The sequence below is a fragment of the Pseudomonas simiae genome, from assembly GCF_900111895.1.
Taxonomy (GTDB): domain Bacteria; phylum Pseudomonadota; class Gammaproteobacteria; order Pseudomonadales; family Pseudomonadaceae; genus Aquipseudomonas; species Aquipseudomonas simiae.
The window spans coordinates 989,889-1,012,657 of record NZ_FOKB01000001.1; the positions used below are offsets into that span (position 1 = coordinate 989,889).

24 protein-coding genes are annotated in these 22,769 nt (G+C 62.4%); 14 read left to right on the forward strand and 10 right to left on the reverse strand.

Annotated features, from left to right (window positions below; all coding sequences use genetic code 11):
* Positions 1-32 precede the first annotated feature (32 nt).
* Positions 33-917 (forward strand): 1-aminocyclopropane-1-carboxylate deaminase/D-cysteine desulfhydrase, encoded by an 885-nt coding sequence (locus BMZ57_RS04760; RefSeq protein WP_042572102.1) that lies wholly within the window; start codon positions 33-35, stop codon positions 915-917.
* On the opposite strand, the gene BMZ57_RS04765 is transcribed toward BMZ57_RS04760, so the two are convergent.
* The 3 genes from BMZ57_RS04765 to BMZ57_RS04775 all read right to left on the reverse strand — a co-directional run bounded on the left by BMZ57_RS04765 (position 907) and on the right by BMZ57_RS04775 (position 3,544).
* The gene (locus tag BMZ57_RS04765; RefSeq protein WP_021492818.1) at positions 907-1,464 is read right to left on the reverse strand and encodes a cytochrome b; all 558 of its coding nucleotides are present in this window, start codon (positions 1,462-1,464) and stop codon (positions 907-909) included. The genes BMZ57_RS04760 and BMZ57_RS04765 overlap by 11 nt on opposite strands.
* 114 nt (positions 1,465-1,578) lie before the next feature.
* Positions 1,579-2,406, reverse strand: a complete 828-nt coding sequence (gene phnX / locus BMZ57_RS04770) for a phosphonoacetaldehyde hydrolase (RefSeq protein ID WP_069672526.1) — start codon at positions 2,404-2,406, stop codon at positions 1,579-1,581.
* 28 nt (positions 2,407-2,434) lie between these two features.
* Positions 2,435-3,544 (reverse strand): 2-aminoethylphosphonate--pyruvate transaminase, encoded by a 1,110-nt coding sequence (locus BMZ57_RS04775; protein ID WP_044287389.1) that lies wholly within the window; start codon positions 3,542-3,544, stop codon positions 2,435-2,437.
* Positions 3,545-3,657: 113 nt separating this feature from the next.
* Between BMZ57_RS04775 and BMZ57_RS04780 the strand changes: the two genes are divergently transcribed.
* On the forward strand, positions 3,658-4,518 hold the full coding sequence (locus BMZ57_RS04780; protein ID WP_010209434.1) for a LysR substrate-binding domain-containing protein: 861 nt from the start codon (positions 3,658-3,660) through the stop codon (positions 4,516-4,518).
* Here BMZ57_RS04780 and BMZ57_RS04785 read toward each other — a convergent pair.
* Positions 4,488-5,384, reverse strand: coding sequence for a LysR substrate-binding domain-containing protein (locus BMZ57_RS04785; RefSeq protein WP_010209435.1), 897 nt, complete (start codon positions 5,382-5,384; stop codon positions 4,488-4,490). The genes BMZ57_RS04780 and BMZ57_RS04785 overlap by 31 nt on opposite strands.
* Positions 5,385-5,639: 255 nt before the next feature.
* Here BMZ57_RS04785 and BMZ57_RS04790 point away from each other — a divergent pair, with 255 nt between their 5' ends.
* Entirely contained in the window at positions 5,640-6,965 is a 1,326-nt protein-coding gene (locus BMZ57_RS04790; RefSeq protein WP_010209437.1) for an MFS transporter, read from the forward strand.
* A 109-nt stretch (positions 6,966-7,074) separates the two neighbouring features.
* Positions 7,075-7,782, forward strand: a complete 708-nt coding sequence (locus tag BMZ57_RS04795; RefSeq protein WP_010209440.1) for a YebC/PmpR family DNA-binding transcriptional regulator — start codon at positions 7,075-7,077, stop codon at positions 7,780-7,782.
* 116 nt (positions 7,783-7,898) lie between these two features.
* On the opposite strand, the gene BMZ57_RS04800 is transcribed toward BMZ57_RS04795, so the two are convergent.
* On the reverse strand, positions 7,899-9,191 hold the full coding sequence (locus BMZ57_RS04800; protein WP_021492815.1) for a protein kinase: 1,293 nt from the start codon (positions 9,189-9,191) through the stop codon (positions 7,899-7,901).
* Between the two features lie 39 nt (positions 9,192-9,230).
* The gene (gene zapE / locus BMZ57_RS04805) at positions 9,231-10,325 is read right to left on the reverse strand and encodes a cell division protein ZapE (RefSeq protein WP_021492814.1); all 1,095 of its coding nucleotides are present in this window, start codon (positions 10,323-10,325) and stop codon (positions 9,231-9,233) included.
* A gap of 215 nt (positions 10,326-10,540) precedes the next feature.
* Between zapE and BMZ57_RS04810 the strand changes: the two genes are divergently transcribed.
* The 7 genes from BMZ57_RS04810 to BMZ57_RS04840 all read left to right on the forward strand — a co-directional run bounded on the left by BMZ57_RS04810 (position 10,541) and on the right by BMZ57_RS04840 (position 16,845).
* The gene (locus tag BMZ57_RS04810) at positions 10,541-11,038 is read left to right on the forward strand and encodes a Csu type fimbrial protein (protein WP_010209444.1); all 498 of its coding nucleotides are present in this window, start codon (positions 10,541-10,543) and stop codon (positions 11,036-11,038) included.
* Positions 11,032-11,574 (forward strand): Csu type fimbrial protein, encoded by a 543-nt coding sequence (locus tag BMZ57_RS04815; RefSeq protein ID WP_010209445.1) that lies wholly within the window; start codon positions 11,032-11,034, stop codon positions 11,572-11,574. Before BMZ57_RS04810 ends, BMZ57_RS04815 begins: the two co-directional genes overlap by 7 nt.
* Before the next feature lie 18 nt (positions 11,575-11,592).
* Positions 11,593-12,135, forward strand: coding sequence for a Csu type fimbrial protein (locus BMZ57_RS04820; RefSeq protein WP_010209446.1), 543 nt, complete (start codon positions 11,593-11,595; stop codon positions 12,133-12,135).
* A 2-nt stretch (positions 12,136-12,137) separates the two neighbouring features.
* Positions 12,138-12,626 carry a Csu type fimbrial protein gene (locus BMZ57_RS04825; RefSeq protein WP_010209447.1) on the forward strand — a complete coding sequence of 163 codons (489 nt, stop codon included), beginning with the start codon at positions 12,138-12,140 and terminating at the stop codon, positions 12,624-12,626.
* 25 nt (positions 12,627-12,651) lie between these two features.
* Positions 12,652-13,440, forward strand: a complete 789-nt coding sequence (locus BMZ57_RS04830; protein ID WP_021492811.1) for a fimbrial biogenesis chaperone — start codon at positions 12,652-12,654, stop codon at positions 13,438-13,440.
* Between the two features lie 115 nt (positions 13,441-13,555).
* Positions 13,556-15,874: a fimbria/pilus outer membrane usher protein gene (locus tag BMZ57_RS04835; protein ID WP_069672527.1), complete on the forward strand. Its 2,319-nt coding sequence runs from the start codon at positions 13,556-13,558 to the stop codon at positions 15,872-15,874.
* On the forward strand, positions 15,871-16,845 hold the full coding sequence (locus BMZ57_RS04840) for a Csu type fimbrial protein (RefSeq protein WP_029529105.1): 975 nt from the start codon (positions 15,871-15,873) through the stop codon (positions 16,843-16,845). The genes BMZ57_RS04835 and BMZ57_RS04840 overlap by 4 nt, the downstream gene beginning before the upstream one ends.
* Here the strand turns inward: BMZ57_RS04840 and BMZ57_RS04845 are convergent.
* Entirely contained in the window at positions 16,842-17,579 is a 738-nt protein-coding gene (locus BMZ57_RS04845; RefSeq protein ID WP_021492809.1) for an anti-sigma factor family protein, read from the reverse strand. The genes BMZ57_RS04840 and BMZ57_RS04845 overlap by 4 nt on opposite strands.
* Complete coding sequence (locus tag BMZ57_RS04850; protein ID WP_010209455.1) at positions 17,576-18,082, reverse strand: RNA polymerase sigma factor; 507 nt, start codon at positions 18,080-18,082, stop codon at positions 17,576-17,578. The genes BMZ57_RS04845 and BMZ57_RS04850 overlap by 4 nt, the downstream gene beginning before the upstream one ends.
* A 167-nt stretch (positions 18,083-18,249) precedes the next feature.
* Between BMZ57_RS04850 and BMZ57_RS04855 the strand changes: the two genes are divergently transcribed.
* The gene (locus BMZ57_RS04855; protein WP_021492808.1) at positions 18,250-19,332 is read left to right on the forward strand and encodes a catalase family peroxidase; all 1,083 of its coding nucleotides are present in this window, start codon (positions 18,250-18,252) and stop codon (positions 19,330-19,332) included.
* Positions 19,329-19,868 (forward strand): cytochrome b, encoded by a 540-nt coding sequence (locus BMZ57_RS04860; RefSeq protein WP_010209458.1) that lies wholly within the window; start codon positions 19,329-19,331, stop codon positions 19,866-19,868. The genes BMZ57_RS04855 and BMZ57_RS04860 overlap by 4 nt, the downstream gene beginning before the upstream one ends.
* On the opposite strand, the gene BMZ57_RS04865 is transcribed toward BMZ57_RS04860, so the two are convergent.
* Positions 19,770-21,041, reverse strand: a complete 1,272-nt coding sequence (locus tag BMZ57_RS04865; RefSeq protein ID WP_021492807.1) for an MFS transporter — start codon at positions 21,039-21,041, stop codon at positions 19,770-19,772. The genes BMZ57_RS04860 and BMZ57_RS04865 overlap by 99 nt on opposite strands.
* A gap of 99 nt (positions 21,042-21,140) precedes the next feature.
* Between BMZ57_RS04865 and BMZ57_RS04870 the strand changes: the two genes are divergently transcribed.
* Entirely contained in the window at positions 21,141-21,593 is a 453-nt protein-coding gene (locus BMZ57_RS04870) for a winged helix-turn-helix transcriptional regulator (protein WP_021492806.1), read from the forward strand.
* Here the strand turns inward: BMZ57_RS04870 and BMZ57_RS04875 are convergent.
* Positions 21,590-22,741: a M14 family metallopeptidase gene (locus BMZ57_RS04875; protein WP_021492805.1), complete on the reverse strand. Its 1,152-nt coding sequence runs from the start codon at positions 22,739-22,741 to the stop codon at positions 21,590-21,592. The two genes, BMZ57_RS04870 and BMZ57_RS04875, sit on opposite strands and share 4 nt — an antisense overlap.
* Positions 22,742-22,769 lie beyond the last annotated feature (28 nt).

Consider the following 22,769-nt stretch of genomic DNA (forward strand, 5'->3'; position numbering starts at 1 on the left):
TACCGCCCCGTTTATCATGCAGATTCCTCCCGATGGGTCCCTTCGATTGGCTTCCCCACGCCCCGCTTGAACCTTTGCGCCTGGACTGGCTGAGCGGTGTCGAGTTGGCCGTGCTGCGCCTGGACCGCATCGACCCGCTGATCAGCGGCAACAAGTGGTTCAAGCTCACCGGGCATCTGGCGCAGGCGCAAAATGCTCGCGGCATCATTAGCCTGGGGGGCGCGTACTCCAACCATCTGCACGCGCTGGCGGCGGCGGGAAAGCGGTTTGGTTTTCCTACCGTCGGCCTGCTGCGCGGACATCCCCAAGACACCCCGACCGTTCTTGACCTGAAAGCCTTCGGCATGCACCTGCATTGGCTGGGTTATGGCGGCTATCGTGCGCGGCATGAGCCGGCGTTCTGGCTACCTTGGCGCGAGCACTATCCGCATCTTCATCCCGTGCCCGAAGGCGGTGGCGGGCTTGCCGGCGCGAGTGGCTGTGGTGTGCTGGTCGAACAGGCTCGCGCGCAGTTGCAAGCGCTGGGCTGGGCTGATTACGACGCTTGGTGGTTGGCGGCGGGTACGGGGACCACGTTGGCGGGGTTGGTGCTTGCAGAGGCGGGGGCGCATCCGGTTTACGGCGCCTTGGCCGTGCCGGATGATCACGGTGTGGCACAGAACATCGGTGCCATCGTACAGGCGGGCTATGAGTTGCTGGACGCCAGCCGAGGTGGCTTCGCCAAAGTCGATCCCGTGCTGCTCGACTTCATCGACACCACGCAGCAAACGTGTGGCCTGCCCTTGGAGCCGCTCTACACCGGCAAGGCGTTAATGGCCTTGAAGGCGCAGGTCGAGGCCGGGCGCTTCACCCCCGGCACTCGCCTGATCTTCGTTCACACCGGCGGCCTTCAGGGCCGTCGAGGCTTCACGGGTTAGCGCGCTTGCCCGGCATCATGCGCAATGCCGTGTTGTCCCGCAGGATGTAGTGGTGGGCGATCCCCGCCAGTGCATGCAGCCCGATCAGCCAATAACCGACCTTGCCAAACCACACATGCCACCCCTCGATCTGTTTGGCCAGGTCCTTGTTCTCGCCGATCAACGGCGGCAATTCCATCCCGTAGAACATCACCGAATGACCCTCGGCACTGACAATCAGCCAACCCGCAATCGGCATGCCGATCATCAACGCGTACAGCGCAACGTGCATCAGGGTCGCCAACAGGGTTTGCCATTGCGGCGGCGCCGGCACGATCTTCGGCGCCACGCCCAGGCTGCGTGCGAACAACCGCAGCCACACCAGCACAAACACGGTGAGGCCGAACATGAAGTGCATCTCCACGATCAACGTTCGCGCACCGCTGCCTTTGGGAAACTGGCCGCGTAATTCAATGCAGGCGTATACCACCGCCAGCAGCACCACCATCAACCAGTGCAGCGCGATCGACATGCTGCTGTAGCGTGTATCGGAGTTTTTCCACGGCATCGCTGGGTTCCTCACTCATCAGGGCAAACCTCCATTCTTGGGTGATGGAGTCCTTTTACTGTATGCCGGTTTTGAGCGGTTTGCCTGGCGTAAGTGGCGTAGTTTTGACCTCGATCAGTAGCTCTGTGGCATTTCTCCACGGGCCAGCCGTGCATTGATGTCGAGGATGACCGCAGGCAGGTCATTGATCGTGTCGATCAGGTAATGCGGGCGCGAGCCTTCGAACATCGCCACGATACGCTTGCGTTCGCTGGCCAGGGCGCCGCCGTCCAAGGCACGGAACTGCTCGTAGGTCAGGCCCAGGGCATTGCCGGAGCAGGTCAGGGCCACGGTCCACATCCCGGCGCGGCGGCCTTCGAGGATACCCGGCACGGTGTCGTCGACCTTCACGCACGCCGCCACATCGTCAATACCCAGCGCAATCACGTTGGCCAGCGCCTGGGCTGGCCATGGGCGGCCATTGGGTACTTCGTCGGTAGCGACCACATGGTCGGCGATATAGCCGTTGGTGGCCGCCAGGGCGACGACTTTATCCATGACTTGCTTGGGGTAGCCGGAGCAGGAGCCGATCTTGATGCCTTGCACGCGCAGCCGGGCAATGGTGTCGAGGGCGCCGGGGATCAGCGCCGAGTGTTCGGCGATTTTCTCGATCTGCAAGGGCATGAAGCGCTGGTAGATGGCAGTCACGTCGTCATCCGTGGGCGTGCGGCCGAAGGCTTTGCGGTAGCGTTCGGCGACCTGTGGCTGGTCGCAGAGGGTGCGGATGTGGTCCCACTTGCCCATGCCCATCGGGCCACGGGCTTCTTCGATGGAAACCTGTACGTCGAACTCGGCAAAGGCCTCGACAAAAATCTGCGTGGGGGCGAATGAGCCGAAGTCGACCACGGTGCCGGCCCAGTCAAGGATGACGGCCTGGAGGGTGTTGGGGTTTTGATAGTTCATCATTCAGATCCTGTGGGTTATGGGGAAATCAAACGTCCAACACTTCCATTTCTTGCAGCACGTCGGCGATCGCCTTGACCGCCGCTCGCATCCCTGCCGCGTCGACATGGCCAATGCAGCCCACGCGGAAGGTTTCCACCTGGGTCAATTTGCCGGGATACAGAATGAAACCCTTGGCCTTGACCCGCTCATAGAAATCCTTGAACTGATAGCGCGGGTCCCTCGGTGCATGGAAGGTGACGATGATCGGCGCCTGGATGTCAGCCGGCAGGAAGCTGCGCAGGCCCCGTTCGGCCATGCCGTCGAGCAACGCCTGGCAGTTGCTGGCGTAGCGTTTATGCCGCGCGATCAGGCCGCCTTCCTCCTGGTACTGCAGCAGCGCTTCGTGCAGGGCGGCGACTACATGGGTAGGAGGGGTGAAGCGCCACTGACCGGTCTTGGCCATGTAGCTGTGTTGGTCGAACAGGTCCATCGCCAGGGAGTGGCAATTGCCTTGAGCGGCGGCCAGCGCCTGTTTGTTGGCGAAGACGAACCCCATGCCCGGCACGCCTTCCAGGCACTTGCCGGAGGCGGCGACCAGCGCGTCGAATGGCACTTCGCGGGCGTCGATCGCCAGCGCGCCAAAAGAACTCATGGCGTCGATGATCAAGCGTTTGTCGTGGGCTTTAACGACCTGGGCAATCTCCGGCAATGGGTTGAGGATGCCGGTGCTAGTTTCGCAGTGGATGAGCGCGACGTGGGTGATGGCCGGGTCGGCGCGTAGCAGACGGTCCACATCGGCGGCGGTCGTGGGCTCATCCTCGGCGGTTTCAAAGGTGCTGAACGCGCGGCCCAAGACTTCGCAGATTTTCGCCAGGCGCTTGCCATACGCGCCGTTGATCAGCACCAGCACCTTGCCGTCACGCGGGACGAGGGTGCCGATGGCGGCTTCGACGGCGAAGGTGCCGCTGCCCTGCAAGGGGACACAATGGTGGCTGCCTTCGCCGTTGAGGATCGCCAGCAATTGCTCGCACACGCTGGCCGTGAGTTGGTTGAAGCGGTCGTCCCATGACCCCCAGTCCACCATCATGGCTTGGCGGGTGCGGTTCGATGTGGTCAGGGGGCCAGGGGTCAGCAGGATCGGCGCGGCAGTGGTCATCTCAAGTCCTCGCAAGGCATCGGGGGGTGAAGCTACGGCGCTTAAATTGCAGTTTGGCTTGTTATCAATCAAATTGTTTGTTGTTATGCGAGCTATCAGTGAGGCCGATAGCCATGAATTTGTTCCAACTGCGTGCATTCGATGCCGTGGCCCGCGAGGGCAGCTTTACTCGTGCCGCCGCACGGCTGTTCATCAGCCAGCCGGCGGTGACCGGGCACATCAAGGCCCTGGAGGAGTACTACCAGATCCCGTTGCTGCGGCGCACCGCGCGACGGGTTGAGTTGACCGAGGAGGGCGCACGCCTGGCGTCAATCACCCGGGCGATCTTTGGCCTGGTGGACGAAGCGCAGACGATGCTGGAGGCCAACCGTCAATTGCTCACCGGGCGGCTGGAAGTGGCAGCGGACGGCCCGCACCTGGTGATGCCAATGATCGCCAGCCTGCGAGCGCGTTACCCGGGGATCACCGTGAACCTGCGCCTGGGCAATGCCCAGGAAACCCTGGCGGCGCTTATGTCCGAGCATGCGGATGTGGCGGTGCTCACCGAAGTGGCGCCGCGCAATGGCCTGCACCTGCAACCGTTGAGTGAGTCGCGGATCTGCGCGCTGGTGCCGGCTGCGCATCCGTGGGCGATGCAATCCGGGGGCATTCGCTTGGCGCAATTGAATGAGGTGATCATGGTGCTGCGCGAACCCAGCTCGATCACCCGGCGTACGTTCGATGAAGCGTGTGCCGCGACCGGTGTAAAACCCAAGGTGCTGCTGGAACTCGACAGCCGTGAAGCGGTGACCGAGGCCGTCGCCGCCGAGTTGGGCGTCGGTGTGGTCTCGTCCATGGAGGTCAGCCAGGACCCACGCGTGCGGGCGGTACCGCTGCTGGGTGATGGCCTGGTGAACCGGCATGTGCTCGGTTGCATGGAGCGGCGCCGGTCGCTGCGCCTGATTCAGGCGTTCTTCGAGCTGGCGCCGGGCTGAAGACTCTCGCGCATGATGTCGAGGAACGTCGCCACCACCCGCCGTGAGCTCTGCTCCTTGAGGCACACCAGGGTTTCTTTCATCCGCTGGCTGCAATCGCGGATCGGCATGGCGTAGACCCGTGAGTCCGCGCCGAACTCCGCCGCCGAGACCACCCCCACGCCAATCCCCACCACCACCGCTTCTCGTGCGGCTTCACGGCCTTCGACCTGGATCGCCGGGCGAATGCGCAGCCCGGCCTGGCTCATCTCCTGCTCCAGGGTCTGGCGGGTGACAGAGCCCGTTTCCCTGAGCACCAGGGGCGTGTCGTCCAGGTCGGCCAGGCAGATAGATTCGCGCCCGGCCCACGGGTGGTTGCGCGCGACAAAAGCCAGTAGCTGGTCGTCGGGCAGGGGCAACGACAAGAGCCGTTCGTCATCGACATCGCGCCCCAGCAAGGCCAGGTCGGCCTGGTAGTTGTACAGGCGAAACAGTGATTCGTCGGTATTGCCGGTTTCGATCTTCACGCTGATGCCCGGGTAGCGCTCGCAAAAACGCGCGATCTGCGGCAGCACGTGGACCGGTGCGTCCACCGCCAGCGTCAGGGTGCCGGTGAGCAGGGCGCGCGAGTCTTGCAGCAGTTCCTCGGCTTCGGCCTGGATCACGAACAGGCGTTGGGTGATGGCGAGCAGGCGTTCACCCAGGTCGGTCAGGCGCACTGCACGTTTGTTGCGATGAAACAGCAACACCCCAAAGCGCTCTTCAAGTTTGCGCACCTGGTCGGAGATCGCCGGTTGCGTGAGGAACAGCCGTTCGGCGGCCTGGGTAAAGCTGCCGTGGACCGCTACGGCGTGAAAGGCTTTGAGTTGCGCATGAGACACCGACATGAACAGACCTCCTACAAGCTCAGCTTATATTTGAAATACGATAAATCGATTTTACCTATTAGTCTGCCGTTGCTTTTATACGCCTCAGTCGCCGTAGGTTGAGTCCTACAACCGCGGTGGCCATGAGCCCTGGCAAACAGCGCTCATCTGACCAATGCCGTTCCCCAGGGACCGGTGTTGCAGTGCTCAACAATAAAAAAACAGGCATTTGCTTCGCGATTCTGCCGGCACACTCAACCTGAGGTCAGAACCACCATGAATATCCCTATGGGTAGCATCAAGCGTTGGCGCGTGCAGATTTTCGCCATCACCTGGCTGGCGTACGCCGCCTTTTACTTCACTCGCAAAGCGTTTTCGGTGGCCAAGCTGGGCATTGGCGACGACCCGAGCTTCCCCCTCGATAAAATGATGATGGCCAACCTGGACGGTCTCTACCTGGCGGCGTATGCCGTCGGGCAATTCACCTGGGGGATGTTGGCCGATCGCTTCGGGCCACGGGTCGTGGTGCTGGGCGGCTTGTTGATTTCCGCTGCCGCCGCCCTGGTCATGGGCACGTTCGCGACCTTGCCGATCTTTGTCACATGCATGTTGATCCAAGGCCTGGCGCAGTCCACCGGCTGGTCGGGGTTGTGCAAGAACCTCGGTAGTTTCTTCCCGGCGCAACAGCGCGGACGGGTACTGGGGTTGTGGAGTTCGTGCTACGCGTTCGGTGGCTTGGTAGCCTCGCCCTTTGCAGGGTGGTGGGCCTACACCTTGATAGGCAGCTGGCACGCGGCGTTTATCTCCAGTGCGGTGGTGGTGGCGCTGGTGGCGCTGCTGTTCTTTATCTTCCAGCGCAACACGCCGCAGGATGTGGGCTTGCCCGCCGTCGAACCGGAGCCGGCGTTGAGTGCGGAGGAGGCCGCCGCCGAAAAACGCATCAGCGTGCTGGAGCCATTACGCGCGATCTTGCGCAACCGCACGGTGCTGACCCTGGGGCTGGCGTATTTTCTGTTGAAACCGGCGCGTTACGCGATCCTGTTGTGGGGCCCGGTGATCGTCTACGAACAGATGCCGTCGGTGGGCAAAGTGGGGGCGGCGATCGTGCCCACGGCGTTCGAGCTGGCGGGCTTGCTCGGTCCGGTACTGATCGGCCTGGCTTCCGACAAACTCTTTGGTGCCCGCCGCATGCCCGCCTGTGTGCTCAGCCTGCTGGCCCTGACCGTGGCCCTGGCCTTGTTCATGGGGGCGCTGCATACCGGTAGTGTGGTGCTGGTGATGGCCTTGCTGTTTGTCATGGGCCTGACCCTGTACGGGCCGGACTCGATGATCAGCAGCACCGCTGCCATCGACTTCGGCACCGCCAAGGCCGGTGCCACCGCCGCGGGCTTTGTGAATGGCTGCGGCTCGGTGGGCGCGATCCTCGGCGGGCTGCTGCCGGGGTACTTCGATACCGTAACGGTGTTTATCGTGTTTGCCGGGGCTGCGTTGTTTTCTTCGCTGGTGTTGATGCCGTACTGGAACGCCCGGCCGGCAGTGCTGGCCCAGGTCGGGGATTTCGTGCCGGACTGTAACGTGGCGGTCAAACCCTTGCGAACCTGAGGGGTATGGCCGGTTTTTTGGTGGATTAGAGCGTTTTTGCCCTATAAACTCTGCCCCCAAAGCGCCGGCCAGTAGACGTTTCGGCGCGATGGATAGAAGAGAGTGAGTCATGGGCGCACAGTGGAAAGTCAAACATAAAGAAGCGGCAGCGAATGCCAAGGGCAAGATCTTCGGCAAGCTGGTGAAAGAAATCACCATCGCCGCGCGCAACGGCGCCGATACCTCGACCAACGCTCACCTGCGTCTGGTGGTGGAACAGGCCAAAAAGGCCTCGATGCCCAAGGAAACCCTGGACCGCGCCATCAAGAAAGGCGCCGGTCTGCTCGGCGAAACCGTGCAGTACCATCGCGTGACCTATGAGGGGTTCGCCCCGCACCAGGTGCCGCTGATCGTCGAGTGCGTGACCGACAACATCAACCGTACCGTGGCGGAAATCCGCGTGGCATTCCGCAAGGGCCAACTCGGTGCTTCCGGCTCCGTGGCCTGGGATTTCAACCACGTCGGCCTGATCGAAGCCTCGCCGGACAGCCCGGACGCCGATCCGGAAATGGCAGCCATTGAAGCCGGCGCCCAGGATTTCGAAGAGGGTGAAGAAGAAGGCACCACCCTGTTCATCACCGAGACCACCGACCTCGACGCCGTACAGAAAGCCTTGCCGGAGCAGGGGTTCACCGTGCTGTCGGCCAAGTTGGGCTATATCTCGAAGAACCCGGTGAGCGGGTTGAGCGATGAGCAAATGGCGGAAGTCGAAGCCTTCCTCGAAGGCTTGGACAACCATGATGACGTTCAGGACATGTTCGTCGGTCTGGCGGGCTAAAACACGCTAACAAATGTGGGCGCTGGCGTGCCTGCGATGAAGTCGTGTCATTCACTTTTTCAGTGATCGATACACCGCTATCGCAGGCACGCCAGCGCCCACATTTGGATTGGGTTTCAGCCCCGGCTCAGCAGTGATTCGATTTCGTTGAACCCCGGTCGTGCCAGCACATCAGGCTGACAGCAGCTTTTTTGCAACGCTGCCAGTCCATCACTCAGCTGTTCCTCAACCCGCTCCAACAATTCCCCCAACAACACCCCAAACGCCCGCACTTCAATCCGCTGCAAGGCCCTGGTTTCCACGCCATCGGCCGTGGCATGGAACGACGCCGCGCCAAAATCCCCCAGCAAACAGTCTCCCGCCTCATTCCACAGAATATTGTGGCCATACAGGTCGCCATGGGTGATGCCGTGGCGATGCAGATGCGCCGCGACCGACGCGATGCCCCTTGCAATGCGCAGCGCCACATCAAGGCTGAAGCGCGTACCCGGTTCATAGATGTCGCGGGTGCACGAAGCCAGGCTGGGCAGGGCTGCGAGGTTGCGGTAGCTCGGGTCGATCAGGTCCATCACCAGCGCGGCCTGGTCATCCGGGTGGCCGACAACGCGGCCTTCTACCTTGATCAGGTTAGGGTGCAGCCCGGCGGCGATGCAGGCCTGCATTTCGTGCAGCGGCGAACCATCGCTGGTGATGCTGCCTTTATACAGTTTGACTGCGACCGGTTTGCCTGACGGTTTCCACAGGGCCTTGCGGATAACGCCGGAGGCGCCTTCGCCAAGGACTTCGGCCAGTTCCAGCTGGGCCCAGGGAATATCCGGCGTGGCGACATCACCTGTCACCTCCACCGCCATTTCCACCGGGTTACCGGCATAGGCCAGCCAAGTCAGGCTTGGCAGGGCCAGCAACCACGCCGGCAACTGGGTGAAACGGTTGGAGGCGATGCGCAGCAATTCGAGGCTGCGGCAGTTGGCCATGCTCTCCGGCAGCTGCGACAGTTGATTGCCGGCCAGCATCAGCTTTTGCAGCAGCGGGCGTTTGCCCAGTTCATCGGGCAAATGGTGGATGCGGTTGTCGGTCAGGATCAGCCAGCGCAACAACGGCGGCAACGCGGCGGCGGGCACGTGGCTGATCTGGTTGGCCTTGAAGCCGATCATGCTCAGCTTGGCGCACAGGCCCAGGCAAGTCGGCAGCTCGGTGAACAGGTTGTCTGAACAGAACAGCACACGCAGGTGGGGCAGGCGATGCAGGTCGTCGGGCAGGCTGCTCAGGGCGTTACCGCTGAGGTTGAGGATCTCCAGGGAGTCGGCCAGTTCGAAGATTTCCTGGGGAAATTCGGTCAGCCCGCAGGACAGGTCCAGGCGCGTGATACCGGCCAGTTGGCCGGCCTTGAGTTGGGCGAGAGTATTCATGAACGCAGCGGTTACTCGGTAAAGGGGCGCAAATGGCGCTCATGATACCGGGTCGTGTGCAGGTTGCGGGTCAGCCTGTTGCAATTGGCCGAGACGGCTGGCGGTGCGGGCGAGGTCGATGGCCTGGCCACTCAGGGCCAGGTCGAGGGGTTGCTCGCCGATCAGGATCAGGTGCTTGTCCCGGTCGTAGAGCACATCCACCAGGTTGATAAAGCGTTGCTGTACGGCAATCGGGCAATCGGCCAGTTGCGGCAGGCCGTCGATGATCCAGTGATCATAGTCTTGGCACAGCAGCAGGTAGTCCATCACGGCGGTCAACTGTTCACAAAGATCGCTGAAGGTGAAAGCAATGGTGCGGCCTGCGTGGTGGCGGCAGATCAACGTCCGGTTGCCGACGGCCAGAGGGCGCGGCGGGCAGTCGGCGGCGGGAAGCCCCAAGGCTTGGCGCTGGCTTGCGTTTGCGGGCCAAACGTACCGACCGCTGGTAAAGCGTTGTGCGCTCTGGGCTTGAGGCAGGCTGCGAAAATCCTGGGGCGAGCTGACTTCCAGCACCGCCATGCGCGCATCGATCAGGTCGATCACCGGCTTGAAGCGCTCGTGGTACAGCGGATTGGGCAGCAGCCCCTGCGGCGCATAGTTGGACGTCACCAGCACCAGCACACCGCGCTCGAACAAGGCTTTGAACAGCCGCGTGATCAGCATGGCATCGCCGATATCGTGGACGTGGAACTCGTCAAAACACAGGACACGGCAGTCCGTCAGCAGTTCATCGAGGGTCACAGCCAGGGCATCGTCCTGCTCACGGTGCGTGAACATACCGCGATGCAGGCGCGCGAAAAAATCATGGAAGTGCACGCGCTGCTTCTCGGCAATCGGCAGCGCTTGGAAAAAGCCGTCCAGCAACCAGCTTTTGCCGCGCCCCACCGGCCCGTGCAGGTACAGGCTGCGGGTAGGTTGGCCGGCGAGCAGGTGCTGGGTTTCTCGGGCCAGGGCAGCAATGGCTCGGGTTTGACCGGCACTGAGGGTATAACCCTGTTGCTCGGCTTTTTGCTGAAAGAACGCGGGGATAGGCGAGGCGTCCAGGGCGTCGGTTTTCTTACCGAGCAGGCGACGGATCAGGGAAAGCGCGGCCAATGCAAGTCACTCTGTATTTCAGTGGTCGCTCACTTTAGGGCGCCCGCCGCGTTTTGACCAATAGAGAAGGGCACTGCCAGCTATCTCGAAAAAGCATGTCACGAGGGTAATCCTGTCCAGACTGGCAGTTTCTCGTTGAGTGACTAACCTTCTACACAGCAGTCACCCCTGTAAAAGGATCTGGGGCAGTGAAGGGACGAGCAGTATTGGCAGTCATGGGCGCGATGCTCTGCAGCACGGCTTACGGTGCACAGCTTCAGGTGGAGGTGCGTATCGACGTGCAGCGGGGCTGCCAACTGGTGGGCACGACCCGCCAAGCGGGCATCGAGCAGCTTGGCGTATTGGATTTCGGCAGCGGCCCGCGTCTGGATGACCCGGCCGGGCCCCTGAGTGCGGCACTGATCAGCCAGCGCCAGCCGCGCCTGGAGTGCAACCCTGACACGCCGTATCAAGTGCGCGTGGATGGCGGCCTGCATGGCGGCACCGGTGAACTTCGTTACCTCAGCGCCACCCCTTCGACCCGACCCATTCCCTATCGCATCTATGCCGACGCCGCGCGGCGCGTGCCGTTGCCGGTGGATGTGCCGCTGAGTGGCCGGGTGCCTGACGCCGGTTTCGTCGACCTGCCGCTGTATGGCCGCATCGAGCCGCTCAAAGACATACCCGCCGTCGGCCGCTACACCGACCTGCTCAAGGTGACGGTCACGTGGTAAGCCGCTATCTGGCCGCGGTGGCCATGGGCGGCCTGCTGGTGCTGGCGGATGACGCGCAGGCGGCTGTCGCCACCGGGTTTATCCAGGCGCGGCTGGTGATCACCGCCAGTTGCGAAGTGAGCAAAGGCGTCGAAAGCGCACCGGTCAACCCCACGGGTGGCACGGCGATGCTCGACTTTGGCAGCCAGGGCCCGACCTGGAACAGCACGCTGGGCGCAGCGGTCTCCGACGGCGACAAGGCGCCGCTGGCGGTGTCGTGCAACCCTTCGGTCTCGAGCTTTACCGTGACCATCGACGGCGGCACCAATGGCGATGGCACTACACGACGCCTGAGCAATGGGCGCCAGATGATTCCGTATCGGCTGTCTGCCGACCCGCAGGGCCGCAGCGCTTACAGCATCGGCCAACAACGCAATTTTGTCGTGGCCAGGGGCACCCAGATACCGATTCCGGTGTTTGGCTCCGTGGTGGCAAATACCAGTGCCTTACCGGCAGGGATCTACACCGACACGTTGACGGTGACACTGGACTGGTAACTCAAGAGGATGAAAACCATGCATGTACTTGTTTCGCGATTAGGTGTCTGTGCACTGGGCCTGGCCATGGCCTCCAGCCTCAACGCGGCGACCACCGTGACCGGGCAGATCACGTCCAGCCTGATATTGATCGCCAGCTGCCAGGTCAACGGCTCTGGAGCCGCCAGCGGCCTTAACTTTGGTAGCTTGAACTTCGGCACCACCAACAGTCTGTTCACCAACGCCGATGCCCAGTTGCTCGGCGGCACCGGCACCGGTGGGGCGCTGTCGATTCTGTGCTCCAGTGGCACCACCCCAGCGGTCAAGGTGCGCGCCGGTGCCCATGACGGTGCGTCTCCGGGCGGCAGCCGTGCGTTGGCCGACGGTGCAGGCAACTTCGTGCCCTACGACTTCTATACCGACAGCGGCCACTCCGCGCTGTTGGCGATTGACGACGTGATCACACTCGCCACCAGTACCGGCGTAGCGCAGACCGTCAACCTCTACGGTCGAGCGGTGGGCAAGGCGGGGCTGCCAGCCGGCACCTACACCGACACCGTGGCCGTGGAACTGACGTTCTAGCGATGTGGCTCAGAGCGTTGCTGGCCTGTGGGCTGGCGGTGCCGCTGCCGTTATCGGCGGTGACCAGCCAAAGCTTCCAGGTGAGCGCGACTATCACACCAGGTTGCCTGGTTGTGGGCGCAGGCTCCAATTATGGCGCGCTGACCTACGGCAGTTACTCGGCCCTGGCTACCAGCACGGTCACGGCGGCGCTGACGGGGGGTGTGACTTTGCAATGCACGCCTGGGGTGACGCTGAGCATGAGCGTCAACGGCGGCCTGCACAGCGGCACCGGGCGCAATTTGCAGCTCAACAGCGGCAGCGCGCGAGTGGCTTACCAGTTGTTTCGGGATGCGGCGTTCAGCCAGAGCCTGGGGATTGGCCAGAGCGTCAACGTGGCCTACAGCGACGCGAATAACATCAACCTGCCCATCTACGGGCGGGTGCAATTGCCGGGCAATCAGCCTGGGGGGACATACAGCGACACGCTGCAGGTGCAGCTGACGTGGTAAGGCTATCGGTATAAGGAGTGGGGTTATGCGTTCACCTTCCCGGCGGTTGTGGGCCGCGGGTATTGCCTTGAGTGCGGTGTGCACGGCGGGGGTCGTACAGGCGGCCAGCTCGGTGCTGATCTGGCCCATCGATCCAGTGCTGGAGGCCGACCAACAGGCCAGCGCGCTGTGGCTGGAAAACCGTGGGACCGAAACCGCGAGCCTGCAGATACGCGTGTTCGCGTGGAGCCAGAGCGGTTTCGATGAGCAATACCAGAACCAGCGCGATGTGATCGGCAGCCCGCCGGTGGCGCGAATCGAGCCAGGGCAAAAACAACTGGTACGCCTGACCCGCACCCGCGAAGTGCCGCCGGGACAAGAGTTGGCCTACCGCATCATCATTGATGAAATCCCTTCGCCGCTGCAGGTGCCGGCGCCGCCAGAGGGCAAGAATACGGCGGCGGCTATTCGCTTCCAGATGCGTTACTCGGTACCGCTGTTTGCCTACGGCGCGGGCCTGTGGAGCAAGGAAGACAGCACACGCCAGCGTGATCCCAAGGGCGCCGGCAAGCCGGACTTGAGTTGGCAGAAAGTCACGGTGGCGGGGCGCAATTACCTCGAAGTACGCAACCAGGGCGCCGTGCATGCGCGCCTCACCGATGCTTCATTCAAGCAGGGCGGGCAGACACGGCCCTTGGTGGACGGTTTGCTTGGCTATGTCTTGCCGGGCGCGACCATGCGCTGGCCGGTGCCGGATGGGCTGTCGGCTGACCAGCCCCTGCAGGTCAGGATCAACGGCGCGCAGCAGTTGGAGAACCTTGCGCCGACACGGTAACCGGGTGTAACGGGGCGGGAAGCTCCGGGATTTAAACGGATGGAGATGTCCATTGAAGGACACAACGCCATGTGTGAGTCGTGGTTGGACTCGAGGTCTATGGCCGTCGGTAGCAATGGTAAGCGGGCTATGGGGCGCAATGATTGCGCCGCAGGGCGTGGCTGGCGACCTGCCACCGCCCCCGAGCAGTATGGAGGCTGTCGCCGATGCACAGTTGTTTCTGGAACTGGTGGTCAATCAGATGGACACCGGCCGCGTCATCGCGGTCGATCAACGGGCCGGGCAGCTCTATGTGCCGGCCAGTGCGCTGCAGGATGTGGGCATGAAGCTGCCCGGTGAACTGAGTGGCAGCGTGGCGTTGGACACGCTCCCGGGTCTGCACAGTGACTACGACAGCAACGCTCAGCGCCTGCTGCTGGATGTGCCGCCTGCGTGGTTGAAAGAGCAGTTCATCGGTAACCGCAACGCCTATCCGCGCACCCAGGCGATGAGCAGTTTCGGCGCCTTGCTCAACTATGATCTGTATTTCAGCGACACCGACGAAGGCGGCAGCTACCTCGCCGCCTGGAACGAAGTACGGCTGTTCGACAACTGGGGCACCTTGTCCAATACCGGCCAGTATCGCCAGACCCTGGCCGATGGCGTGAGCAGCAGTACGTTCAACAATGGCTATCGGCGCTATGACACCACCTGGCGTTTCTCCGATGACGAACGGCTGCTGACCTACGAGGCCGGTGACGTGATCAGCGGCGCCTTGCCCTGGAGCAGTTCGGTGCGCCTGGGGGGGGTGCAGTTTTCCCGTGACTTTGCCGTACGCCCGGACCTGGTGACCTACCCGCTGCCGCAATTTGCCGGTGAAGCCGCTGTGCCGTCGTCGGTTGACCTGTTCATCAACGGCTACAAATCCGACAGTGCGCTGCTGCAACCGGGGCCTTACACCCTGACCAACGTGCCGTTTATCAACGGTGCAGGCGAAGCGGTCGTGGTGACCACCGACGCCCTGGGCCGCCAGGTGTCGACCACGGTGCCGTTTTATGTAACGAGTACGCTGCTGCAAAAAGGCCTGACGGATTTCTCGGTGGCTGCCGGTTCCTTGCGCCGGGAATACACCTTGAAAGATTTCGCCTACGGGCCTGGCGTTGCCAGCGGTACCTTTCGTTATGGTTATTCCGACAACCTGACCCTGGAAAGTCACGCCGAAGCCTCCAGTGACCTGACCCTCGGCGGACTGGGTGGCAACCTGCGGCTGGGCAACTTCGGCGTGCTCAATACCGCCGTCAGCCAAAGCCAGTTCGAAGGCCGCGGCGGCCAGCAACTGAGCCTGGGCTATCAATACAACAGCATGCGCTACAGCCTGTCGTACCAGCGGGTCGAGCGGCGCGACGAGTACGCCGACCTGACCCTGGTCGACACGCCCTATGCCAGCCTCAGCAAACGCAGCGAGCAAGTGACCTTGAGCCTTAACCTTGAGCGCTTCGGCAGCCTGGGCGTAGGTTACTTTGACGTGCAGGCAGCGGACGATTCTCGAACGCGCTTGCTCAACCTCAGTTGGAGCAAGCCGCTGTGGCGCAACACCAGCTTCTACCTGTCGGCCAACCGTGAGATCGGCGACAGCAACTGGGCGATGCAGGCGCAGTTGGTGATTCCGTTTGATCTCAACGGCAGCCTGGCCTTGAGCACCGAGCGCAGCAAGGATGGCGCCAGTCGCCAGCGCCTCAACTACAGCAGTGCGGTGCCCAGCGAGGGCGGGGTGGGTTACAACCTCGGTTATGCCCAGGGTGATGGCCCGGCGTACCGGCAGGCCGATCTGACCTGGCGCTTGCAGTCGGTGCAGTTGCAGGCCGGTGTGTACGGCAGCAGCGACGCCGAGACGCGTTGGGCGGATGCCAGTGGCTCGCTGGTGTGGATGGGCGGCGACACTTTTGCTGCCAACCGTATCAATGATGCCTTTGTGGTGGTGAGTACTCAGGGCTTCGCCGGGATTCCGGTGCGCTATGAAAACCAACTGGTGGGTGAAACCGACCGCAACGGTCATCTGCTGGTGCCGTGGAGCAGCGCGTATTACCGCGCCAAGTATGAAATCGATCCGCTGAACCTGCCGCTCAACGTGCAGAGCCCGAATGTGGAGCAGCGTGTATCCGTGCGGCGCGGCAGCGGTTATCTGCTGGAGTTTCCGCTGCGCCGGGTGCTTGCGGCCAGCGTCACGCTGGTGGACACCCAGCACCAGGAATTACCCCTGGGCAGCCTGCTGGTGCACGAGCAAAGCAACCAGCAGGCGGTGGTCGGCTGGGATGGCCTGGTGTACCTGGAAAACCTCTCGGCGCATAACACCTTGCAGGTCACACTGGGGGACGGGCGCACGTGTCAGGCGCGATTCGATATCGACGAGCAGCAGCAGGGCATGCCGTTGATCGGGCCGTTGGTGTGCCAATGAGAGGTTTGGGATGGCTGTCGCTCATCGGGCTGTTGTGTTCGGGGCAGGCGATGGCGCTGTGTTCGACGGTGGCGACTGCTCCGGTGAGTTTTGGCTCGGTGAGTTCGATCAACGTGCGCACCGCGACGCAAAACAGTTCGACCCTCAATGGCGGTTTGAGCTGCACGGCCTCATTGATCGCCCTCGGCACCAATGACCACTTCTATGCCACGATCACTTCAACCACCAGCGGCATGGTCGGCCCCACGGGGGATGTGATCGGTTATACGATTTATGGCAATAACACCACCACGTTCCCGATTAACCGGGGGATCCAGTTCGATTTCGGTCCCAATGGCATTGCGACCAGCGCGGGGCTTTTGACGGGGCCGGGCAGCAAGAACCTGCCGCTTTACGTGGGCAGTATTACTGGGACGAATGTAGCGGCCGGGGTGTATACCGAAGTCTTGAGCGTCGCGTGGACCTGGGATTATTGCATCGGCCTGGGCGTTGGCAACTTGTGCATATTGCGTGACAAGAACCTCACCCCCCAAGTCAAGCTCCTGACCGTGAGCATGACCGTCACCAACGACTGCCAGATCACTGCACCCAATATCAGTTTTGGCAGCGCGCCCGTCATCAGCGGCTTTACCCCGGTCACCGGCCAGACCATCAGCATTTCCTGCACCAAGGGCAGTGCTTACAGCGTAGGTTTGAGCGATGGCCAGAACGCCGTCAGTGTGGGCGGGCGACGCCGGATGGTCTCAGGCAGCAACTACTTGGCCTATGACCTCTTCAAAAGCGCCGGTACCACGCGCTGGGGCAGTGTCGGCGCTGCGCGTCGCGACAGCTCCACCGCCGAGATCAACCCCGGCAATGGCCTGGGCATCGGCAGCCAGGTGTTCAACTATAACGCCCGGATCTACACCGACCAGCCCACCCCGCCCGCGGGCACCTACCTGGACAACGTGGTGCTCGACGTCGGCTTCTAGAATTTCAGCAGCGGCGGGCCGGGCTGATCCACCGGGCTGACCAGCGCATAGTTATAGCCGGCACCGGACCAGTATTGCGCTTGCAAACCATCGGCGCTGCGGCTGCCCCGAGGCAGGAAGCCGTTTTCCGGGCCTGGCGGGCGGATATAGAAACTGATGCGCCGGCCTTGCGGGTCCTCGTACAACACCATGGCGGCGGCGCCTTGCTCGGTGGTGAGCAGGCGCCCGCTGACCGGGGTGAACCCGGAGGTGCTCAAGTCCGGCAGGCGGTGTGCCTGGTTGAAGTAGCGATCGAGCCAGGCCTGCATCGTGCCGCCGCCCTGCACCTTGTAGTCGGCGGGCATGATGCCGTCCTGGGCAAACAAGCGGAACGCCTGCATGGCATCGGCCATGGGCAGTTGGGCGGGCTGGGTGGCTTCACGGGCGTGCCAGCCGCCGATACCGCCGAGGCTGACGGCGAGAAGCAGCACGGCGGCCGTAGCAAACTGTCGACGCGATTGGCGCTTCAGGCGCTGGCGGATCATGGCCGGGTCCAGGTCCGGGTTGGCCGGCTGCTGCAGGGCGCCGCCCAGCGCTGCACGCAGCAACTGCGCGTCGTGTTGCCAGGCATGGACCTGCGCGGCGACGTCCGGGTGCGCCGCCAAATAGGTCTCAAGCACGCGGCGATCACTCTCCAGCAGTTGGTGATCGACGTAGGCATGCAAATCGCGTTCGCTGGGGGGCAGGCTGATCATTTGAGTATCCGCAGGGAAGGGCTGGCAATTTCGCCATCACTGAGTAGACGCAGGGCTTGGCGCGCACGGGACAGGCGCGACATCACGGTGCCGATGGGCACCTCAAGGATCTCGGCGATTTCCTTGTAGCTCAGGCCTTCGACCGAGACCCACAGCAGCAGCGCACGCTGCTCGGTGTTGAGTTGATCGAAGGCTTGCAGGGTCGACTGGGCGATCACCGTACGTTCCACCGACGGCTGCGCATCGTCGCGTCCGGTGAAAAATTCGAGCATGCGAGCGTAGCGCCGGGTACGGCGGTGGGCATCGAGGAACTGCCGGTAGAGGATCGAAAACAGCCAGGCGCGCAAATCGCCTTCGACGCGTTTGTCGGCCCAACTGATGATTGCCCGTTCCAGGGTCGACTGCACCAGATCGTCCGCGCTGCTGGCGTTACGGGTCAGGGACACGGCAAAGCGCCGCAGCCTGGGGATGAGTTCACGTAACTGTTCGTCGAGTTCATGCATGGGTATCTGGCTGGTCACTACGCTGGGACTAGAGAGACGTGCGGCGTTGACGATTATTCCGCGTGCCAGGAAATAAATCCGAGGCCGGGGAATAGAGCCGATCGGCGTTCGTCTTAATGCTCCGACCTTATGTTCATCCCTAAGGCCTTTGGCCCTGGAGTTCCTTCATGGTAGATCACTCATCACCGCCCCGTCCTCCGCTGAGCACTGCGAGCCTGATCGCGCGCCTGGCGGGTATCGGTGCCGTGGTTGCGGTTGTGGCGGGGGCTTTTGCCTACGTCAATGGCACCCTCGACCCGCAGCGCCTGCGCCCTAAAACCCTGGTCAATGCCTTGGAAACCAACAATGGCGTGCACCCTGGGTTCCGCCGTAACCACGCCAAGGGCGTGTGCGTGGCCGGGTATTTCCAGAGCAGCCCCGAAGCCCGTGCCTACTCCAGTGCCCAGGTGTTCAGTGAGGCCAAGACCCCACTGATTGGCCGATTTGCGCTGCCCAGCGGCAACCCCTATGCGCCGGACAGCAGTGTACCGATCCGCAGTTTTGCCGTGCAGTTCAGCCAGGCCAACGGCCAACAGTGGCGCACCGGCATGAACAGCATGCCGGTGTTCCCAGTGGGCACGCCTGAGGCGTTCTACCAACTGCTCAAGGCCGGTGCGCCGCAGCCCTCCACCGGCAAACCGGACCCGGCGAGCATGCCGGCATTCTTTGCCGCCCATCCCGAGACCGCGCCGTTCCTGGCGTGGGTCAAATCCGCCAAGCCTTCGGCCAGCTATGCGACCGAAACCTACAACGGCATCAACGCATTCTTCCTGGTGGGGGCCGATGGCAAGCGCCAGGCCGTGCGTTGGGGCGTAGTGCCGCAGAGTCAGGACGCAGCGGGCGATACTGCGCCTGCCGGCAGTGATTTCCTGGAAAAGGACCTGGTACAGCGCCTCGCTACCGGTCCGTTGCGCTGGCAGTTGAACATGACCCTGGCCAACCCCGGTGATCCCTTGGACGATGCAAGCAAAGCCTGGACCGGCGAGCATAAAGTCATCAACGCCGGCACCCTGGTGTTGCAAAGCAGCCAGCCGCAAGCGGACGGGGATTGTCGCGATATCAACTTTGATCCACTGATTCTGCCCAGCGGCATTGAAGCCTCCAATGACCCGTTGCTGGCGGCACGTTCGGCGGCGTACGCCAGCTCGTACCTGCGTCGCGCCGGTGAAGTCAGCCCGTTGCACAGCGCCCCTCAGGAGTTGAAGCCATGAATGTCCAACCACGGTTTTTTGCCCCTCTGGCGCGCCTGCTGCATTGGCTGATGGCGCTGATGGTCATCGCCATGCTGTTTATCGGCGCGGGGCTGGCGGCTTCTGTTTCGCAGCGGCATGAGTGGCTGATCCACCTGCACAAGCCGTTGGGTATCGCGATTCTGGTATTGGTGATCGTGCGCTTGGTGGTGCGCTTTTCTACTCGCCAACCGCCGTTGCCTGCCGACTTGCCGCTGTGGCAAGTGCTGGCGGCCAAGGCCTCCCACCTGGTGTTGTATGCCCTGATGCTGGTCTTGCCGCTGCTGGGCTGGGCGATGATCTCGGCGGCGGGTGATCCAGTGATGCTCAGCAGTTCGGTGCAGTTGCCAGCGCTGGTGGGAGCGAACGCGCCACTGTTCGCGGTGCTGCGCAGGGCCCATGGGTTCCTGGCCTATCTGCTATTCCTGACGGTGCTGTTGCACCTGGCGGCGGCCTTGTTCCACGGGTTGATCCGTCGTGACGGCGTGTTGCAAAGCATGACCGGCAGCCAGGACTGAAACAGGTTTCGGGGGCAGTGTGGCCAGCCAGTAGACCAGCGCCAGCAGGTTGATGGCTGCGCCGAGGACACACACCCCGATCCAGCCGCCCCAGGCATACATGGCCGTTGCGCTGATGGAGCCCAGCGCACTGCCCACCGAGTAAAACAGCATATATCCGGCCACCAGCCGACTCTGGGCATTGGGGCGCACGGCGTAGATCAGGCTCTGGCTGGTGACATGCACGGCTTGCAGGCCCAGGTCGAATACAATCACGCCGAGCAACAAGGCCCACAACGAGGATTGGGTGAAGCCGATTGCGACCCATGACAGCAGCATCAGCAGCAGGGCTGTGCCACTGGTCCATTGGGCCAGCCCTTGGTCGGCCAGGCGCCCGGCGCGGGCGGCACCTAAGGCTCCGGCGGCGCCGGCGAGTCCGAACAGGCCGATTTGCGTGTGGGAAAGCGACAACGGCGGGGTGCTCAGGGGCAGTACCAGCGGCGTCCACAAGACAGTGCCGGCGGCGAAAATCAACATCGCCAGCACGGCGCGGTCACGCAGGACTTTCTCCTCCTTGAACAAGCTGAACACCGAGCGGATCAATGCGCCATAAGTGCCGCTGGCGCGCGGTGGCTCGGTGCTTGGCAATACACGCCACAGCAAGATCGCCATCAAGAGTGTCAGGCCTGCCGACAACAGGTAGACCGAGCGCCATCCCGCCAGGTCGGCCATCGCGCCGGAAACCGAGCGGGCCAGCAACAAACCGACCACGATACCGCTGGTGACCAACCCCACCACATGGCCGCGCTGTTCAGGCGATGCCAGATGAGCGGCCAGTGCCACCAGCACCTGGGCGACCACTGCCAGCAGCCCGGTCAGTGCCATGCCGGCCAGCAGCCAGAAACTGCTTGACGACAATCCCACCATCAGCACGGCCAGGGTGGAAAGCAGCAGTTGGCTGACGATCAGTCTGCGCCGGTTGAGCAGGTCCCCCAGTGGCACCAGCAACAACAGGCCCACCCCATAGCCAACCTGGGTGAGGGCGATGATGATGCCGACAGTGGCGTGGTCCATGGCAAAGGTTTCAGCCATGGCGTCGAGCAGCGGCTGGGCGTAGTAGACATTGGCCACCGACAGGCCACAGGCGACGGCGAGCAGCAATACTACGGCGCCGCTCAAAGGGGATGACGACATGCGAATAATCCTTGTGTGGTTTCAAAATGAAACTCGTTGTACGGTAAGAATTCTGGTTTTATATTGCAACTATATAAATGGTCGACGACAGGCAGCCCGATGGTCAAGCTCACCCGCTTTGAAAGCGCCGAATGCCCGGTGGCGCGCTCGTTGGACGCAATTGGCGATGGCTGGTCGCTGCTGATCATTCGCGATGCATTCGACGGGATTTGCCGTTTTGGTGAGTTTCAGCGCAGCCTCGGAATGGCCAAGAACATCTTGTCCACGCGCTTGCGCAGCCTGGTCGCCCATGGGGTGCTGGAGATCGTGCCGGCGTCGGATGGCAGTGCGTATCAGGAGTACGCCCTGACGGAAAAGGGTCGAGGCCTGTTCCATGTAATCATCGGATTGCGGCAGTGGGGCGAGGGATTTTTCTATGGGGCAGAGGAGAAGCATTCGGTGATGGTGGACCGCGCCAACGGCGAGCCGCTGCGAGCGCTGGAGTTGCGCTCGGCGGATGGGCGCTTGCTGGGGCCCGAGGATTGTCGGCGGGTGCCCGCCGACTCGGTTTAGCGTAAGACGTCGACGATATCGGCTACGCTGCTCAACACATCCTTGCCCAGTTGCATCGAACGTTTACCTGACCAACCGGTGAGCAGGTTGGGGGCGTCGTCGTTGTCCTTGAAGGGCATTTCCAGGGTCAGGGACAGGCAGTCGTACTGCTGACCGACTGCATTGCACGCCAGGGTCATGTTGGCTTCGCCCGGCAGGTCGCGGGTGTAGCCGTAGGTGGTCTGGAAGTCGCGGGTCAGGCTGCTCAAGTGGCTGCGGAAGTGTTTTTCCAGCGTCTCGATGCGCGGCGTGTAGCCGGGGTTGCCTTCGCATCCGGCGGTGAAAACGTAGGGGATTTCCTCGTCGCCATGGATATCGAGGAACAGGTCTACGCCGTATTTCTCCATCTGTTGTTGCACGAACAACACTTCCGGGCTGATCTCCTGGCTGGCGCTCTGCCACGCACGGTTGAGGTCCTGGCCCGCGGCATTGGTGCGCAGGTGGCCATGGAACGCCCCGTCCGGATTCATATTGGGCACCAGGTACAAGTCGGCGACTTTCAGCAGTTTTTTCAGCTCGGCGTCACCGTCCTGTTGCAGGCGTTCGATGATGCCTTCCATAAACCATTCGGCCATGTGTTCGCCGGGGTGCTGTTGGGCGATGATCCAGACCTTGCGGCGGCCTTTGCCGCCTTTGCCGCGACGCAGCAGTTGGATATCACGACCTTCGACACTTTTACCGGTCGCCAGCAATTGGGTGCCGGCGCGAGTCAGGGCCTGCTCGATCAGCCAGTCGTGGCGCTCACGGCTGTAGGGTTCGAAATAGGCAATCCAGGCGTGCTTCTCGCGGGTCTCAAGGCTGATATGCAGGATTTCCCCATCAAAGCGCGAGGGCACCCGAAACCAGTTGATATTGTCGTAGGAGGCCACGGCGTTGTAGCCGCTCCACGCGTGCGGGTAGGACGACTTGCCCGCATTGCTCAGGCGAAACGTGTGGGTGTGGCCCACGTGCATGCCTTCGGCCTTGAAGTGAAACCACTGGTAATGTTGGCTACGGGTGTCGGGTTTGATTGCCAGCAACAACTGATGGGAATCGTGGGCATCCAGTACCTGGATATTGCCACTGTCGAAGTCGGTGCTGATCTTGATGGAGGTCAAGGCCACGGTCATAGTCTGGTTGCCTGATTATGAGTGTTGT

Excerpts from the sequence above, each read along its gene's own strand:
- BMZ57_RS04760 (WP_042572102.1), top strand. The coding sequence starts at position 33 with ATGGGTCCCTTCGATTGGCTTCCCCACGCCCCGCTTGAACCTTTGCGC.
- BMZ57_RS04765 (WP_021492818.1), bottom strand. The coding sequence starts at position 1,464 with ATGCCGTGGAAAAACTCCGATACACGCTACAGCAGCATGTCGATCGCG.
- phnX (WP_069672526.1), bottom strand. The coding sequence starts at position 2,406 with ATGAACTATCAAAACCCCAACACCCTCCAGGCCGTCATCCTTGACTGG.
- BMZ57_RS04775 (WP_044287389.1), bottom strand. The coding sequence starts at position 3,544 with ATGACCACTGCCGCGCCGATCCTGCTGACCCCTGGCCCCCTGACCACA.
- BMZ57_RS04780 (WP_010209434.1), top strand. The coding sequence starts at position 3,658 with ATGAATTTGTTCCAACTGCGTGCATTCGATGCCGTGGCCCGCGAGGGC.
- BMZ57_RS04785 (WP_010209435.1), bottom strand. The coding sequence starts at position 5,384 with ATGTCGGTGTCTCATGCGCAACTCAAAGCCTTTCACGCCGTAGCGGTC.
- BMZ57_RS04790 (WP_010209437.1), top strand. The coding sequence starts at position 5,640 with ATGAATATCCCTATGGGTAGCATCAAGCGTTGGCGCGTGCAGATTTTC.
- BMZ57_RS04795 (WP_010209440.1), top strand. The coding sequence starts at position 7,075 with ATGGGCGCACAGTGGAAAGTCAAACATAAAGAAGCGGCAGCGAATGCC.
- BMZ57_RS04800 (WP_021492815.1), bottom strand. The coding sequence starts at position 9,191 with ATGAATACTCTCGCCCAACTCAAGGCCGGCCAACTGGCCGGTATCACG.
- BMZ57_RS04810 (WP_010209444.1), top strand. The coding sequence starts at position 10,541 with ATGGGCGCGATGCTCTGCAGCACGGCTTACGGTGCACAGCTTCAGGTG.
- BMZ57_RS04820 (WP_010209446.1), top strand. The coding sequence starts at position 11,593 with ATGCATGTACTTGTTTCGCGATTAGGTGTCTGTGCACTGGGCCTGGCC.
- BMZ57_RS04825 (WP_010209447.1), top strand. The coding sequence starts at position 12,138 with ATGTGGCTCAGAGCGTTGCTGGCCTGTGGGCTGGCGGTGCCGCTGCCG.
- BMZ57_RS04830 (WP_021492811.1), top strand. The coding sequence starts at position 12,652 with ATGCGTTCACCTTCCCGGCGGTTGTGGGCCGCGGGTATTGCCTTGAGT.
- BMZ57_RS04835 (WP_069672527.1), top strand. The coding sequence starts at position 13,556 with ATGGTAAGCGGGCTATGGGGCGCAATGATTGCGCCGCAGGGCGTGGCT.
- BMZ57_RS04840 (WP_029529105.1), top strand. The coding sequence starts at position 15,871 with ATGAGAGGTTTGGGATGGCTGTCGCTCATCGGGCTGTTGTGTTCGGGG.
- BMZ57_RS04845 (WP_021492809.1), bottom strand. The coding sequence starts at position 17,579 with ATGATCAGCCTGCCCCCCAGCGAACGCGATTTGCATGCCTACGTCGAT.
- BMZ57_RS04850 (WP_010209455.1), bottom strand. The coding sequence starts at position 18,082 with ATGCATGAACTCGACGAACAGTTACGTGAACTCATCCCCAGGCTGCGG.
- BMZ57_RS04855 (WP_021492808.1), top strand. The coding sequence starts at position 18,250 with ATGGTAGATCACTCATCACCGCCCCGTCCTCCGCTGAGCACTGCGAGC.
- BMZ57_RS04860 (WP_010209458.1), top strand. The coding sequence starts at position 19,329 with ATGAATGTCCAACCACGGTTTTTTGCCCCTCTGGCGCGCCTGCTGCAT.
- BMZ57_RS04865 (WP_021492807.1), bottom strand. The coding sequence starts at position 21,041 with ATGTCGTCATCCCCTTTGAGCGGCGCCGTAGTATTGCTGCTCGCCGTC.
- BMZ57_RS04870 (WP_021492806.1), top strand. The coding sequence starts at position 21,141 with ATGGTCAAGCTCACCCGCTTTGAAAGCGCCGAATGCCCGGTGGCGCGC.
- BMZ57_RS04875 (WP_021492805.1), bottom strand. The coding sequence starts at position 22,741 with ATGACCGTGGCCTTGACCTCCATCAAGATCAGCACCGACTTCGACAGT.